We start from the raw sequence: 14,605 nt of genomic DNA, 5'->3' as shown, positions 1-14,605 counted from the left end.
CTTCTCAGCCTGTTAAGGCATCATCGTCGGCCATTCGGGCGGCATTCTGGCGATGATCTCGACCAGCCCCGTTTTAAACGACGCCCAGATAATCGGGAAGTCACCGAGCGTCAGGCCCAATAAACCCATGGCAAACCAGCAGGATGCGGCAATCCCCAGCCCGCTGCTGATTATGGCTAAAGCCCGGTAATCCGAGCGGCGAAACTGAATATTCAGGCTGCTTGCCAAAAACATCAAAACCGCACTAAGCAGCGGCCAGCGTATGAGCATCACGCCGGTGGTGATTGTTGCCATGAACCTTGTTCCTCAAAAAGCTGCAATTTAATTTTCTGTTGCACTGATAATGTGAAGTGTATCACTTTTGTGTGTTTAATCACCAGCGTTGTGATGGTTTTTTGCGCGGTTTTGAGGCCTGGTCGGCGGGGGTTTTTAGGAAAACCAGGACGTGGAAGGCGTGAACATTTTGTTTATCTGACGTTTACCACAATTTCGTTTAAATAATCATTCCCTGCTGCTTTAACCCCAGAAAAACTCATATTAACACGGTGGGTTAAATCTTAAGCTAAACAGCATCCCGGTTCCTCTTATCTCTTTGTTGCGCAAATTAATTTCCGCAGAGTTAACGGCTGAAGGCTATTGCTAAAGCAGGCTTTATGATGCAACGTAATCGGCGGTCATCAGGTTGTTCTAATAAAGTATAAAAACAGGCGCATAAAAGCAGAGACGTGTGAGCATCATGGTGAAACGGATTTATCTTAAGGCGTTGCGTACCTCAGGTTTTGTCCTGATCGTTTGCCTGCCGATAATGCTGGCAATTTATTTTGCCCATGTTCGCGCCACCAGTGACATCCAGCAGCACCTGCACTCTTTTGGCAAACTGGTGATGGAAAAAACGGAAATCGTCATCAGTCATGTTAATGAGGCGCGCAGCGAGGCGGAACGTTTTTCCGGGGAAATATGCAGTCCCCGGCATATGGCAAATATGCTGGATATTGTGCGCGGTAAACTTTTTGTCGCCGATTTAATTTACGTCAGTGGCGATAAGCTGCTGTGCTCGACCAGCTATAAGCCGTTAAAAGCGCTGCCAGCGCCGCGCCCTTCTTATACCCGTAAACCGGACGTCGCGATTTATTATTATCTGGATACGCCGTTTTATGCCGGGCATAAAATGACCTACATGCAACGTGGGCATTATGTGGCGGTGATTAACCCGCTCACCTGGTCAGAAGTTTTGTCCGAAGATGACTCGCTGATTTATGGCGTCTACGACACCGTCACCCGCAGTTTTTTCTCTTTAAGTCCGGGGGCCGACAGCGACCTGCTGCACAGTTTTATTCTGCGTAAAGAGAAAGCGTTTACCGAGGATAACCGTTTTTACGCCGTCGACCAGTCGGCTAAAAGACCGATTGCGGTGATTGTTTCCACGTCAGAAACCTTGTTTAACCGCCAGTGGTATCACCAACTGACGCTGACGCTTCCGTTAGGCGTTATTTGCAGCCTGCTGATATTAATTATGTGGTCCCGAACCCGTCAGCAATTAAATTCCCCGCGGCGGATGCTTTTAAGAGCGCTGGCCAGAAAACAGCTCAAACTTCACTATCAGCCCATTATTGATATTCAAAATGGCTATTGCGTGGGGGCGGAAGCGCTGCTGCGGTGGGTGAATTTTAATGGACAAACCATCAGCCCCGGGACGTTTATTCCGCTGGCAGAATCTGAAGGTCTGATTCACAAAATATCGGACTATGTGGTTGATGCCGTATTTAAAGATTTTGGTGAATTTCTTGCCGACCATCCTGGCCTCTATATTTCGATTAATCTTTCAGCATCTGATTTTCACTCTTCACGCTTAATCACCGTACTTTCAGAACGGATTAAAACCTACAACATTCGTCCAGAGCAGATAAAAATCGAAGTGACCGAGCGAGGGTTTATTGACGTTGAAAAAACCAGGCCGTTTATCCAGGAGTTTCGCAACGCGGGCTTTAAAGTCGCCATTGATGACTTTGGCACCGGGTATTCGAATCTGCACAATCTGCAGTACCTGAACGTCGATATTTTAAAAATCGACAAAAGCTTTATTGATTCCCTCGCCAGCGAGCGGGCCAGTCACTTGCTGGTGGAACACATCATTGAAATTGCCCACAGCCTGAAGTTAACGACAATTGCCGAAGGGGTTGAAACCGAAGCGCAGGTGGCGTGGCTGGTGGATCACGGCGTGGAGTATTGCCAGGGCTGGTATTTTGCGAAGGCACTGCCTCCGCAAGAGTTTATCGCCTGGCTCTATACCCCAGGCGGGATCCCCGTACGCAAGGCCTCAGTGGCTCGCGAGCCACTGCTTTAAAGGAACAACCCATTCTGGGTTAGGGCGGAAAAATGCCCCGTGCTGCTGGCCGGTAGAGATTTTTATCTCTTTATAATGAGTGATCCCCGGACTGTGGTTCACAATCGTCTGGCAGGAACCCACTTCATCCGAGGCTTCATAAATGGAGAGCACGTTCCCGTACAGGCGATTGCGGGCGTCATCCTGAATGGAATGAGTACATCCCGCCAGAATGGCAACGTTGAGCGCCTTATTCTGCAGTTTACTTGCCGCCAGAATGGTAATTTCGCCGCCGCGTGAGAAGCCGACAAGCGTAATATTCTTAGCCGGAACGCCTTTTGCAATCAGCGTGTTCACATCCTGCTTTAGCTTTTCGGCATACTGATCTGGCTGAGTATCTTTGGCTCTGTGATAAGCAATCAGGTTGTAGCCATCATCGCTGAGCTTCTCTTTTACCGCCGGGAAATCGTAAACGCCCCACTGCGGTTTATTTGGATTACTCGGCCGGTCAATATTTCCCTCTAACACTTTCCCGTGCGTATAAAAAACGTATTTCTGTTTCGGATTAACGCTGTCAGGGAACGCGGTATAAATGGTTGCCGCCTGAGCGGCCATTGAGGCAAGCCCGATGGCCAAAATGGCAAAACTTAACTTTTTCACTCCAACTCCTGTTGGTTTTCTTAGGCCTGATGGCGGTAATCCGTTGGGGTGCGGTCAAACTCACGGCGGAACACGCGGGAGAAGGTTTGCTGCGAGACATACCCGTAGTCCATCGCGATATCAAAAATAGGGCGCTGGGTAGTGCGTAGCGCGGTGGCAGCCATCAACAGGCGGCGCTGGCGGATGTACTCACCCAGCGTCTGGTGCATGACGGTGCGGAACATTCGCTGCAAGTACCACTTTGAATAACCTGATTTTTTCGCCACCACGTCGATGTTCAGCGGCTGGTCAATATGTTCATCAATCCATTCAGTCAACGTATAAATGATGTCCTGGTGAGCCATGAGTCGTCCTCATTTCCGGGTTAGCTAGTTTCATTGCCAGGGAGTATAATTCCTCAAGTTAACTTGAGGTAAAGAGCATTATGGAAAAGAAATTGCCCCGAATAAAAACGCTGTTAACGCCCGGTGAAGTGGCGAAGCGCAGCGGCGTGGCCGTCTCCGCGCTTCACTTTTACGAAAGCAAAGGTTTGATTAAAAGTACGAGAAATGCAGGCAATCAGCGGCGTTATCAGCGTGATGTGTTGCGAACGGTGGCGATAATAAAAATTGCGCAGCGCATTGGCATTCCGTTGAGCACCGTCGGGGATGCGTTCGGCGTGCTGCCCGACGGCCATTCGATCAACAAAAACGACTGGAAGAAGCTGTCATCGCAATGGCGCGAGGAGCTGAACCACCGCATTGCCACGCTGACCGCGCTGCGTGACGAACTGAATGGCTGCATTGGCTGCGGCTGTTTATCGGGGGCGCAATGCCCGCTGCGTAACCCAGGCGATAAGCTGGGCGAGCAGGGCACCGGCGCCAGGCTGTTGGAAGATTGAAAATTATCTTTCAAACATAAAACTAAAGCGCCACAAGGGCGCTTTAGTTGTTTTCCGGTCTTTGTCTTTCGCTCTATCCCGTTCTGACAGGAGGGTTTCCCCCGACGTCGGCACCCCTCGATAACGCCTACACATAGCTACGTACACACTTCACTGACTTTGGAGGTTCCGGTCTGCACCGACAATTTAAGTGTAGGTCTGTCCCTTCACTTTGCAAGGTCAATTGTTCTTTTTTTGTTCATTTTTTTGACATGTGATTCGTGCAGGGCTTTCCTATAGTTATTCCATCTGGCTAAACAAAGGGTTATCTCATGCTCACGGTCCATCACCTCAATAACTCCCGTTCCCAGCGCGTACTCTGGATGCTGGAAGAACTGGCGCAGCCCTACCAGATCGTGCGTTACCAGCGGGAGCCCTCCATGCTTGCCCCGGAAGCGCTAAAAAAAATCCATCCGCTGGGCAAATCCCCGGTGGTGGAAGATAGCGGCCATATCCTGGCGGAATCAGGTGCCATTCTTGAGTACCTGCAGGAAACCTACGACAGCGAAAACCACCTGAAGCCGCAGGACATTAACGACAAAATCCAGTACCGCTTTTGGCTGCATTACGCCGAAGGGTCGCTGATGTCGCTGCTGTTAATGAAGCTGGTGTTTGGTAGCCTCGGCAAAGCCCCGGTGCCCTGGCCGCTGCGCCCGGTGGGCAAAGCGCTGGGGCAGGGCGTGCAGAAAGCCTGGCTGAATAAGCAACTCACCACCCATGCCCGTTTTATTGAGGATCACCTGAGCCAGCACCCGTGGTTCGCCGGGCAACAGTTCAGCGCGGCAGATATTCAGATGAGTTTCCCGGTGGCCGCGCTGCTGGCGAGAGGTGAAGTCAACGACATGCCGCACACCCAGGCGTGGATGAAAAATGTGCAAACACGCCCCGCCTGGCAGCGAGCATTAAATCAAGGCGGCCCTTTTGAAATCCCCGGGGCGTGATCGCCGCAAAAGTAAAGCGAGAGAAAACGAGCCTAACTTTTTTGCGTTTTTGTTGCGAAATTGCGCATTGACGATAACGTTTGCGCACCCTAAGGCGAATAATTAATCAGCTGAGCATATTTTCCGCGAAAATCGCAAAAGTTAAGTTGAAAATCCCGTCAGGAAGGCAGGATAATCGTTTGCCTTAATTCTGTAACACCGATTTGTCCGTGTGGAGTTAAACGATTGCTTTTTTGTGACACCCCTTTGTCACAATCGTAGCGCAGGGAGACAACGTTTAACTGGCAGCGGGTTGTCCACCACCCGGGCAAACGTCATTCTAAAAATCTCAGGGGATTTTTCACTATGTCTACACCTTCTCCGCGCGCCGGCGGTTCGCTCGACGCCTGGTTCAAAATCTCTGCACGCGGCAGCACCGTGCGTCAGGAAGTTGTCGCCGGTCTGACAACCTTCCTTGCTATGGTTTACTCGGTGATCGTTGTGCCGGGAATGCTCGGCAAAGCCGGGTTCCCACCGGCGGCGGTCTTTGTGGCTACCTGCCTGGTAGCGGGCGTGGGCTCCATCGTGATGGGCCTGTGGGCGAACCTGCCGCTGGCCATCGGCTGCGCTATCTCGCTGACCGCCTTCACCGCCTTTAGCCTGGTGCTTGGCCAGCACATCAGCGTGCCGGTCGCCCTTGGCGCGGTATTCCTGATGGGCGTTCTGTTCACCCTTATCTCTGCCACCGGCATTCGTAGCTGGATTTTGCGCAATTTGCCGATGGGCGTGGCGCACGGCACCGGGATCGGTATCGGCCTGTTCCTGCTGCTGATTGCCGCGAACGGCGTCGGGCTGGTGATTAAAAACCCGCTGGACGGGCTGCCGGTTGCGCTGGGGCATTTCGCCAGCTTCCCGGTGATCATGTCGCTGATTGGCCTGGCGGTGATCATTGGTCTGGAAAAACTGAAGGTGCCGGGCGGCATTCTGCTGACCATTATCGGCGTGTCCATTGTCGGCCTGATCTTCGATCCGAACGTGCATTTCTCCGGCGTTTTCGCCATGCCGTCGCTGAGCGATGATAAAGGCAACTCGCTGATTGGCAGCCTGGATATCATGGGCGCGCTGAACCCGATCATTCTGCCGAGCGTGCTGGCGCTGGTGATGACCGCCGTGTTTGACGCCACCGGCACTATCCGCGCGGTAGCCGGTCAGGCAAACCTGCTGGACAAAGACGGCCAGATCATTGACGGCGGCAAAGCGCTGACCACCGACTCCCTGAGCAGCGTGTTCTCCGGCCTGGTGGGCGCAGCCCCGGCGGCGGTTTACATCGAATCTGCAGCGGGTACCGCGGCAGGCGGCAAAACCGGCCTGACAGCCATCACCGTTGGCGTGCTGTTCCTGCTGATCCTGTTCCTGTCGCCGCTCTCTTACCTGGTACCGGCATATGCCACGGCACCTGCGCTGATGTATGTTGGCCTGCTGATGCTGAGCAACGTCGCCAAAATTGACTTTGCGGACTTCGTGGATGCGATGGCCGGGCTGATTACCGCGGTATTCATCGTGCTGACCTGCAACATCGTGACCGGGATCATGATCGGCTTTGCTTCTCTGGTGATTGGCCGCGTAGTATCCGGTGAATGGCGCAAGCTGAACATCGGCACCGTCGTTATTGCCGTTGCGCTGGTGGCGTTCTACGCTGGCGGCTGGGCTATCTGATTTTCAATTCGTGCGGGTTGCGCTCTGTAACCCGCCGCTTTCACCCACTTCGGGCATTTCCGGTTCCAATGTGATGCAAAAAGTTGTTTTATTATAAAAACAACCGCTAAGAGTGACGCTTCAAATCACACATCACGTTCAGGGAAAACATGGAAATTTTCTTCACAATCTTGATTATGACCCTCGTGGTCTCCCTATCTGGGGTGGTAACACGTATGTTGCCGTTTCAGATCCCACTGCCGTTAATGCAAATCGCCATCGGGGCGCTGCTTGCCTGGCCGCACTTTGGCTTACACGTTGAATTCGACCCTGAGCTATTCCTGGTCCTGTTCATTCCGCCGCTGCTGTTTGCCGACGGCTGGAAAACGCCCACTCATGAATTTCTCCATCATGGCCGCGAAATTATTGGCCTGGCGCTGGTGCTGGTGCTGGTCACCGTGGTTGGCATCGGCTTCCTGATTTACTTCCTGGTGCCGGGCATTCCGCTGGTGCCTGCTTTTGCGCTGGCTGCCGTGCTGTCACCGACGGACGCCGTGGCGCTGTCCGGGATTGTCGGCGAAGGGCGGATTCCGAAGAAGATCATGGGGATATTGCAGGGCGAAGCATTGATGAACGACGCCTCTGGCCTGGTTTCCCTGAAGCTTGCGGTGGCGGTCGCCGTAGGGGCGATGGCCTTTAGCGTCGGCGGGGCTTCACTGGAGTTCTTCAAGGTTGCCATTGGCGGCCTGCTGGCGGGGATTGCAGTCAGCTGGCTGTACGGCAAATCGCTGCGCCTGATGAGCCGCTGGAGCGGGGACGAACCCGCCACCCAAATCCTGCTGCTGCTTCTGCTGCCGTTCGCCTCTTACCTGATTGCTGAACACATCGGCGTTTCCGGCATTCTGGCGGCGGTAGCCGCAGGGATGACCATTACCCGTTCCGGCGTGCTGCGTAGCGCCCCGCTGACCATGCGCCTGCGCGCGAACAGCGTCTGGGCGATGCTGGAATTTGTGTTCAACGGCATGGTCTTCCTGCTGCTGGGCCTGCAGCTGCCGGGCATTCTCGAAACATCCGTTGCGGCGGCTAATGCCGATCCGAATGTTGAGCTGTGGATGCTGTTCCTCGACGTGGCGATGATCTATTTCGCCCTGATTGCGGTGCGTTTCCTGTGGCTGTGGTCGATGAAGCGCCTCAGCCTGCGTTTTTTGAAAAAGCGCCCGCTGGAGTTTGGCTCTTTCACCACCCGCGAGCTGGGTATTGCCTCTTTTGCCGGCGTGCGCGGAGCCATCACCCTGGCCGGTGTGCTTTCTATTCCGCTGCTGCTGAACGATGGCACGCCTTTTCCGGCGCGCTATGAGCTGATTTTCCTCTCCGCAGGCGTGATCCTGTTCTCGCTGTTTGCCGGGGTCATCATGCTGCCGATTCTGCTGCGAAACGTTGAGGTTGGGGATAAATCTCTGTCGCGCAAAGAGGAGCGGCTGGCCCGGTCCGCCACGGCCGAAGTAGCGATTGTCGCTATCCAGAAAATGGAGGAGCGCCTGGCCGCGGACAGCGAAGAGAACATCGACGACCAGCTACTGAAAGAGGTGAGTTCGCGGGTTATCGGGAATTTACGCCGCCGCGCAGACGGACGTAATGACGTAGAAAGCAGCGAGCTTGAAGAGAACCTTGAGCGCCGCTTCCGCCTGACGGCGCTGCGTTCAGAGCGTGCTGAGCTTTACCATCTGCGCGCCACCCAGCAAATCAGCAATGAGACCCTGCAAAAACTCCTGCACGATCTCGACCTGCTGGAAGCGCTGCTGATCGAAAAAGAGTAATCCCGCTAGTTCTGGCCGGTTTCCACTGCCGGCCAGAACTCTCTGCAGCAATCAATCCACGCCTGCGCGCTCTGCGAAATATACACCCCTTCACGCCAAATCATCCCTAACTGCCAGCTCAGGTTGCTGTTCAGCGGCAGCCACATCAGCGTGGTGTGGTCGAGCTTGCGGCAAATCGGCTCCGGCAACACGGCAATCCCCACGCCGCCCTGTACCATCGCCGCCAGGAAATCCCACTGCCCGCTGCGTACCGCAATGCGCGGGGTAAAACCGTGGTCGGCAAACAGCTGCATCAGCTGGCGGCTAAGGGAGAAATCTTCGTTGTAGATAAGCAGCGGGTGCTCGGCGAGCTCCGCCGGGTCAACGCTGGTGCGGCCAATCCACGGGCCGGAGCGGGGCACCAGCACGCAGAGCGGATGGCGGAACAGCGGCATTACCGTCAGTGCGTCTTCATCTTCTACGGGGATGGCCGTTACCGCCAAATCCAGATCGCCGTTAAGCACCGCCTGCTGCACCGTCAGGCCGCCGAATTCGGAAATCTTGAACTCCACGCCGGGGTAGCGGTGTTGATACACGCCTATCGGGCCGGTCATCAGCGTACCAACCATCGGCGGAATACCGAGGCGCAGCACGCCGTTGGTGAGCTGCTTGATATCGCTCAGCTCTGCCTCAAGCTGGCGAAACTCGGCGAGGATGGCCAGTCCGCGCTGGAATACTACCTGGCCGGTGTCGGTCAGCAGCAGGCGGCGGCCGTCGCGGATCAGCAGCGTGCAGTTCAGCTCATCCTCGAGGTTACGCAGCATTTTGCTGATGGTGGGCTGCGTGACGAACATCTTCTCCGCCGCCCGGGTGAAGCTCTGCTGGCGGACGACTTCAACGAAATAACGCAGCGTTCTGATGTCCATAACTATTCCTGTTAACTATACCTGCAATGATTTTAATTCATTTCAGTAGCGATGAACCGCTCTCTATAATCGGGGCTGGTATTTTTTCTGGAGCACCGATCATGGCATTGGCGTTAGGCCGTTTTACGCCTGCTGTAATGCATAGCCTGCGTGTCCCCGTGCAGGTTGCGCTGTACGCCGGACTTTTTGTTTTTGCCGAACAGTTGGTGACGTGGGGGCATCTGCCGCTGCCCGCGAACCTGGTGGGGATGTTGCTCCTGCTGGCGCTGATTGTGTGCCGCATTGTGCCGCTGAAATGGGTCAGGGAAGGGTCGAAATGGCTGCTGGCCGAGATGCTGCTGTTTTTCGTCCCGGCGGTTGTGGCCGTGGTGAACTACTCTCAGCTGCTGATGGTGGAGGGCTGGCGTATTTTTGCCGTGATAGCGGTCAGCACCGTGCTGGTGCTCGGCAGCACGGCCTTTGTGGTGGAAAAAGTCTACCGCTTTGAACTGGCTCGCGAAGCTCTCAGGCAGTCCCGCAATGACTAACTTCCAGCTCAGCGTGCTGTGCCTTGTGGTCACGCTGGTTTTCTACTTCGCCAATAAACGCCTGTATCGCCGTTTTCGCAAACTGCCGCTGATGCCGCTGGTCTTTACGCCGGTGCTGCTGGTGGGGATGCTCGTCTTCGGCCATATCTCCTACAGCAACTACATGGGAGAGGCGCACTGGCTGCTGTGGCTGCTTGGGCCCGCCACCATTGCTTTTGCGGTGCCGGTGTATGACAACCTTCGGGTGATAAAACGCCACTGGATGTCGCTTTCTGCGGGCGTGCTGACGGCGATGGTGGTGGCGGTAACCAGCTCGATTTGGCTGGCCCGCTTATTTACCCTGCCGGACGGCATTCAGCGCAGCCTGGCCGTGCGCTCAATTACCACGCCTTTTGCCCTGGCGGCCGCGAAGCCCATCGGCGGCGAGCCTGAACTGGTGGCGCTGTTTGTGGTGATCACCGGCGTGTTCGGCATGGCGGTGGGGGACGTGCTGTTTCTGCGCCTGTCGATCAGGGAAGGGATAGCCAAAGGCGCGGGGTTCGGCGCGGCTTCTCACGGCGCGGGTACCGCTCGCTCTTATGAGCTGGGGCCGCAGGAAGGGGTGATTGCCAGCCTGGTGATGATGCTGTCCGGCGTGGTGACGGTTTTGGTCGCACCGCTGGTCAGTTGGCTGATGTTTTAACCTACCGGGGCAGAGATAGCCCCGGTAAGTACTTACTAACTAGTGAGCCCGCCCCTGATCGATGCCGATACCGGTTTGAGAGCGAATAAACTGCGCGCGGAACTTCTCCCGCTCCAGCTTACCTTCCGGCGTATTATCGGTAATCGAGAACAGCCAGATGCCGACAAACGCAATCAGAATAGAGAACAGCGCCGGGTATTCATACGGGAAGACCGCTTTTTCATGGCCGAGGATCTGCACCCAGATAGTCGGGCCCAGAATCATCAGCACCACCGCCGTCAGCAGGCCGAGCCAGCCGCCAATCATTGCGCCGCGCGTGGTCAGCTTCGACCAGTACATCGACAGCAGGATAATCGGGAAGTTACAGCTCGCGGCAATGGAGAATGCCAGCCCCACCATGAAAGCAATGTTCTGTTTTTCAAACAGAATACCCAGCAGGATAGCCACCACGCCCAGCACCAGAACGGTGATTTTCGACACTTTCAGCTCATCGCGTTCGGACGCGCCTTTGCGGAAGACGTTGGCGTAAAGGTCGTGAGATACCGCCGAAGCGCCCGCCAGCGTTAACCCGGCCACAACCGCGAGGATGGTGGCGAAGGCAACCGCAGAGATAAAGCCGAGGAACAGGTTCCCGCCCACCGCGTCGGCAAGATGAACCGCCGCCATATTGTTGCCGCCAATCAGCGCGCCCGCCGCGTCTTTAAACGCTGGGTTAGCACCTACTAACATAATGGCGCCAAAACCGATGATAAAGGTCAGAATGTAGAAGTAACCCATGAAGCCGGTGGCGTAAAACACGCTTTTACGCGCTTCGCGGGCGTCGCTCACGGTGAAGAAGCGCATCAGAATATGCGGCAGGCCAGCGGTGCCAAACATCAGGCCGAGGCCCAGAGACAGCGCAGAAATAGGGTCTTTCACCAGCCCGCCAGGGCTCATGATCGCCGCGCCTTTAGGGTGAACCGCCATTGCCTCATTGAACAGGTTGTTGAAGCTGAAGCCGACGTGCTTCATCACCATAAACGCCATGAAACTTGCGCCGAACAGCAGCAGCACGGCCTTGATGATTTGCACCCAGGTCGTCGCCAGCATGCCGCCAAACAGCACGTACATCACCATCAGCACGCCCACCAGCACCACGGCGACGTGGTAGTTCAGGCCGAACAGCAGCTCGATGAGCTTCCCGGCGCCAACCATCTGGGCAATCAGATAAAGGGCGACCACCACCAGCGACCCGCAGGCCGACAGCGTGCGGATTGGCCCCTGCTTGAGGCGATACGACGCCACATCGGCAAAGGTATAGCGGCCCAGGTTACGCAGGCGCTCGGCAATCAGGAACAGGATAATCGGCCAGCCGACCAGGAACCCCAGGGAGTAAATCAGGCCGTCGTAGCCGGAGGTGTACACCAGCGCGGAAATTCCGAGGAACGAGGCCGCCGACATGAAGTCACCGGCAATCGCAAGGCCATTCTGGAAACCGGTAATGTTGCCGCCCGCGGTGTAATAGTCGCTGCGGGAGCGAACGCGCTTGGACGCCCAGTAAGTGATATACAGCGTCAGCGCGACGAAAATCAGGAACATGATGATCGCCTGCCAGTTGGTTGGCTGGCGCTGCACGTCGCCGGTTATGGCATCGGCGGCAAAGGCACCGGCCGGCAGCAGAGCGGCAAAGACCGTAAGAAAATGCTTCATTTAACCCCCACTTCACGCAGCACTTCGTTATTCAGGCGGTCAAATTCGCCGTTAGCACGCCAGACATAAATCCCGGTGAGCAGGAAGGAAATAACGATCACGCCGATGCCAATAGGGATGCCCCGCGTGACGCTGGTGCCGTCATGCAGCGGGGTGCCAAGCCACGCCGGTGCGAAGGCAATCAGCAAAATAAAACCAACGTAAATCACTAACATAATCAGTGACAGAAGGGCGGCAAACCGTTGCCTTTTGGAAACCAACTCCCTGAAATGCGCACTGCTTTCTATCCGCTGATAAATGGTGTCATTCATCACAGAATCTCCAGAGGTTTTTGTAGGTTTTTTTATTCCCTCTCCCCTGTGGGGAGCGGGCTAGGGTGAGGGGAAAGGTACGGTCAGATGTCCTCACCCCGACCCTCTCCCTGAACGGGAGAGGGGTAGAACAAGGTTACGAAGGTATGGATAAAGCCTGTTTTTCTTCCAGCAGTTTTTCTACTACGCCCGGGTCGGCGAGGGTGGAGGTATCGCCCAGGTTGCTGGTGTCGCCGGAGGCAATCTTGCGCAAAATACGGCGCATGATCTTGCCGGAGCGGGTTTTCGGCAGCGAATCGGTCCAGTGCAGCACGTCCGGCGTGGCAAGCGGGCCAATCTCTTTCCGCACCCAATTGCGCACCTCGGCGTACAGCTCCGGCGTCGGCTCTTCGCCGTGGTTCAGCGTCACGTAGGCGTAAATCGCCTGGCCTTTAATGTTGTGCGGAATCCCCACCACCGCGGCTTCGGCAATCTTCGGATGCGACACCAGCGCTGATTCAATCTCGGCGGTACCCAGGCGATGGCCGGACACGTTCAGCACGTCATCCACGCGGCCGGTGATCCAGTAATAACCGTCTTCGTCACGGCGCGCGCCGTCGCCGCTGAAGTACATGTTTTTGAAAGTGGAGAAGTAGGTCTGCTCGAAGCGCTCGTGGTCCCCGAACAGCGTGCGTGCCTGGCCTGGCCAGGAATCGGTAATGGTCAGGTTGCCTTCGGTAGCACCCAGCTGCGGATTGCCTTCGTTATCGACCAACGCGGGCTGAACGCCAAAGAACGGCTGGGTCGCGGAGCCCGCTTTCAGCTCGGTCGCGCCGGGCAGCGGGGTGATCATAAAGCCACCGGTTTCCGTCTGCCACCAGGTGTCCATCACCGGGCATTTCTCATTGCCGATGTGCTTCCAGTACCACTCCCAGGCTTCCGGGTTGATGGGCTCGCCCACGGAACCAAGAATACGCAGCGAAGTGCGGTCGGTACCTTCGGTGGCTTTATCCCCTTCGGCCATCAGCGCACGAATGGCGGTTGGCGCGGTGTAGAGAATATTCACCTTATGTTTGTCGACCACCTGCGCCATGCGGTTTGGCTTCGGCCAGTTAGGCACGCCCTCAAACATCAGCGTGATCGCGCCGCAGGCCAGCGGGCCGTAAAGCAGGTAGCTGTGCCCGGTCACCCAGCCCACGTCGGCGGTACACCAGTAGACATCGCCCGGATGGTAGTCGAAGACATATTTAAAGGTGGTCGCGGCATACACCAGATAGCCGCCGGTGGTGTGCAGCACGCCTTTTGGCTTGCCGGTGGAGCCGGAGGTATAGAGGATGAACAGCGGATCTTCAGCGTTCATTTCCACCGGCTGGTGCTGGTCGCTGGCTTTCTCTGTCAGCTCGTGCCACCACAGGTCGCGGTTCTGGTGCCAGTCGATTTTGCCGCCGGTGCGCTTCAGGACAATAACGTGCTCAACGGTTTTCACATTTGGGTTTTTAAGCGCGTCATCCACGTTCTTTTTCAGCGGAATTGAGCGCCCGGCGCGCACGCCTTCATCGGCGGTGATCACCAGGCGAGAGCTGGAGTCGATGATGCGTCCGGCTACGGCTTCCGGCGAGAAACCGCCAAAGATCACGGAATGCACGGCGCCAATGCGCGCGCAGGCCAGCATGGCAACGGCGGCTTCCGGCACCATTGGCATATAAATCGCGACAACATCGCCTTTCTTAATGCCCAGTTCAACCAAAGTGTTGGCAAAACGGCAGACATCGCGATGCAGCTCGCGATAAGTGATGTTTTTGCTCTGGGTCGCGTCATCTCCTTCCCAGATAATGGCGGTTTGATCGCCCCGTTCTTTTAGGTGCCGGTCGAGGCAGTTTGCGGCTAAATTAAGCGTCCCGTCCTCATACCACTTGATAGAGATGTTTCCCGGCGCAAAAGAGGTGTTTTTCACCTTTTGGTACGGTTTGATCCAGTCGAGAATTTTCCCTTGTTCGCCCCAAAACGCATCCGGGTCCTGTATCGACTGTTGATACATGGCCTGGTACTGCTCCGGGTTTATCAGGCAACGGTCCGCAATGTTTGCGGGAATAGCGTGTTTGTGTACTTGGCTCATGGCTTTTTTTCTCCTTTAGGATGTTAATAATATGTCACACAAACGTTAATAGTAGGGGTATT

Annotated in this window: 14 protein-coding genes; 7 read left to right on the top strand and 7 right to left on the bottom strand. The window is 55.7% G+C overall.

All coding sequences use genetic code 11. The annotated features are described in order from the left end of the window. Positions 1-12: 12 nt before the first annotated feature. Positions 13-294: a YjcB family protein gene (locus A936_RS06380; protein ID WP_008455794.1), complete on the bottom strand. Its 282-nt coding sequence runs from the start codon at positions 292-294 to the stop codon at positions 13-15. Between the two features lie 442 nt (positions 295-736). Between A936_RS06380 and pdeC the strand changes: the two genes are divergently transcribed. Then, the gene (pdeC, locus tag A936_RS06375; protein WP_034808085.1) at positions 737-2,344 is read left to right on the top strand and encodes a cyclic di-3',5'-guanosine monophosphate phosphodiesterase PdeC; all 1,608 of its coding nucleotides are present in this window, start codon (positions 737-739) and stop codon (positions 2,342-2,344) included. Here pdeC and A936_RS06370 read toward each other — a convergent pair. After that, positions 2,318-2,983, bottom strand: a complete 666-nt coding sequence (locus A936_RS06370; protein ID WP_008455789.1) for an alpha/beta hydrolase family protein — start codon at positions 2,981-2,983, stop codon at positions 2,318-2,320. The genes pdeC and A936_RS06370 overlap by 27 nt on opposite strands. 20 nt (positions 2,984-3,003) lie before the next feature. Beyond that, complete coding sequence (soxS, locus tag A936_RS06365; RefSeq protein WP_008455787.1) at positions 3,004-3,327, bottom strand: superoxide response transcriptional regulator SoxS; 324 nt, start codon at positions 3,325-3,327, stop codon at positions 3,004-3,006. An 80-nt stretch (positions 3,328-3,407) separates the two neighbouring features. On the opposite strand from soxS, the gene soxR reads away from it, so the two are divergent. The 4 genes from soxR to A936_RS06345 all read left to right on the top strand — a co-directional run bounded on the left by soxR (position 3,408) and on the right by A936_RS06345 (position 8,334). Continuing rightward, positions 3,408-3,863: a redox-sensitive transcriptional activator SoxR gene (soxR, locus tag A936_RS06360; RefSeq protein ID WP_008455786.1), complete on the top strand. Its 456-nt coding sequence runs from the start codon at positions 3,408-3,410 to the stop codon at positions 3,861-3,863. Positions 3,864-4,174: 311 nt separating this feature from the next. After that, a complete protein-coding gene (locus A936_RS06355; protein ID WP_008455784.1) occupies positions 4,175-4,843 on the top strand; it encodes a glutathione S-transferase family protein in 669 nt (222 codons plus the stop codon). 345 nt (positions 4,844-5,188) lie between these two features. Then, positions 5,189-6,538: a guanine/hypoxanthine transporter GhxP gene (gene ghxP, locus A936_RS06350; protein WP_008455782.1), complete on the top strand. Its 1,350-nt coding sequence runs from the start codon at positions 5,189-5,191 to the stop codon at positions 6,536-6,538. Between the two features lie 149 nt (positions 6,539-6,687). Next, the gene (locus A936_RS06345; RefSeq protein WP_008455781.1) at positions 6,688-8,334 is read left to right on the top strand and encodes a Na+/H+ antiporter; all 1,647 of its coding nucleotides are present in this window, start codon (positions 6,688-6,690) and stop codon (positions 8,332-8,334) included. A 5-nt stretch (positions 8,335-8,339) separates the two neighbouring features. On the opposite strand, the gene A936_RS06340 is transcribed toward A936_RS06345, so the two are convergent. Further along, positions 8,340-9,239: a LysR family transcriptional regulator gene (locus A936_RS06340; RefSeq protein WP_008455780.1), complete on the bottom strand. Its 900-nt coding sequence runs from the start codon at positions 9,237-9,239 to the stop codon at positions 8,340-8,342. Positions 9,240-9,340: 101 nt separating this feature from the next. Here A936_RS06340 and A936_RS06335 point away from each other — a divergent pair, with 101 nt between their 5' ends. Both A936_RS06335 and A936_RS06330 read left to right on the top strand, forming a co-directional pair. Beyond that, positions 9,341-9,766, top strand: coding sequence for a CidA/LrgA family protein (locus A936_RS06335; protein WP_008455779.1), 426 nt, complete (start codon positions 9,341-9,343; stop codon positions 9,764-9,766). Continuing rightward, positions 9,759-10,448 carry an LrgB family protein gene (locus A936_RS06330; RefSeq protein WP_008455777.1) on the top strand — a complete coding sequence of 230 codons (690 nt, stop codon included), beginning with the start codon at positions 9,759-9,761 and terminating at the stop codon, positions 10,446-10,448. The genes A936_RS06335 and A936_RS06330 overlap by 8 nt, the downstream gene beginning before the upstream one ends. A 39-nt stretch (positions 10,449-10,487) precedes the next feature. Here A936_RS06330 and actP read toward each other — a convergent pair whose 3' ends face one another. The 3 genes from actP to acs all read right to left on the bottom strand — a co-directional run bounded on the left by actP (position 10,488) and on the right by acs (position 14,543). After that, complete coding sequence (actP, locus tag A936_RS06325) at positions 10,488-12,137, bottom strand: cation/acetate symporter ActP (protein WP_008455775.1); 1,650 nt, start codon at positions 12,135-12,137, stop codon at positions 10,488-10,490. After that, positions 12,134-12,448 carry a DUF485 domain-containing protein gene (locus A936_RS06320; RefSeq protein ID WP_008455772.1) on the bottom strand — a complete coding sequence of 105 codons (315 nt, stop codon included), beginning with the start codon at positions 12,446-12,448 and terminating at the stop codon, positions 12,134-12,136. The genes actP and A936_RS06320 overlap by 4 nt, the downstream gene beginning before the upstream one ends. Positions 12,449-12,584: 136 nt before the next feature. After that, positions 12,585-14,543 carry an acetate--CoA ligase gene (gene acs, locus A936_RS06315; RefSeq protein ID WP_008455771.1) on the bottom strand — a complete coding sequence of 653 codons (1,959 nt, stop codon included), beginning with the start codon at positions 14,541-14,543 and terminating at the stop codon, positions 12,585-12,587. Positions 14,544-14,605: the final 62 nt, after the last annotated feature.

The organism is Enterobacter sp. Ag1, assembly GCA_000277545.1.
Taxonomy (GTDB): domain Bacteria; phylum Pseudomonadota; class Gammaproteobacteria; order Enterobacterales; family Enterobacteriaceae; genus Cedecea.
This window is presented reverse-complemented; position numbering and strand designations above follow the sequence as displayed.

Excerpts from the sequence above, each read along its gene's own strand:
- A936_RS06380 (WP_008455794.1), bottom strand. The coding sequence starts at position 294 with ATGGCAACAATCACCACCGGCGTGATGCTCATACGCTGGCCGCTGCTT.
- ghxP (WP_008455782.1), top strand. The coding sequence starts at position 5,189 with ATGTCTACACCTTCTCCGCGCGCCGGCGGTTCGCTCGACGCCTGGTTC.
- A936_RS06340 (WP_008455780.1), bottom strand. The coding sequence starts at position 9,239 with ATGGACATCAGAACGCTGCGTTATTTCGTTGAAGTCGTCCGCCAGCAG.
- A936_RS06335 (WP_008455779.1), top strand. The coding sequence starts at position 9,341 with ATGGCATTGGCGTTAGGCCGTTTTACGCCTGCTGTAATGCATAGCCTG.
- A936_RS06320 (WP_008455772.1), bottom strand. The coding sequence starts at position 12,448 with ATGAATGACACCATTTATCAGCGGATAGAAAGCAGTGCGCATTTCAGG.
- actP (WP_008455775.1), bottom strand. The coding sequence starts at position 12,137 with ATGAAGCATTTTCTTACGGTCTTTGCCGCTCTGCTGCCGGCCGGTGCC.
- soxS (WP_008455787.1), bottom strand. The coding sequence starts at position 3,327 with ATGGCTCACCAGGACATCATTTATACGTTGACTGAATGGATTGATGAA.
- acs (WP_008455771.1), bottom strand. The coding sequence starts at position 14,543 with ATGAGCCAAGTACACAAACACGCTATTCCCGCAAACATTGCGGACCGT.
- pdeC (WP_034808085.1), top strand. The coding sequence starts at position 737 with ATGGTGAAACGGATTTATCTTAAGGCGTTGCGTACCTCAGGTTTTGTC.
- A936_RS06345 (WP_008455781.1), top strand. The coding sequence starts at position 6,688 with ATGGAAATTTTCTTCACAATCTTGATTATGACCCTCGTGGTCTCCCTA.
- A936_RS06355 (WP_008455784.1), top strand. The coding sequence starts at position 4,175 with ATGCTCACGGTCCATCACCTCAATAACTCCCGTTCCCAGCGCGTACTC.
- A936_RS06330 (WP_008455777.1), top strand. The coding sequence starts at position 9,759 with ATGACTAACTTCCAGCTCAGCGTGCTGTGCCTTGTGGTCACGCTGGTT.
- soxR (WP_008455786.1), top strand. The coding sequence starts at position 3,408 with ATGGAAAAGAAATTGCCCCGAATAAAAACGCTGTTAACGCCCGGTGAA.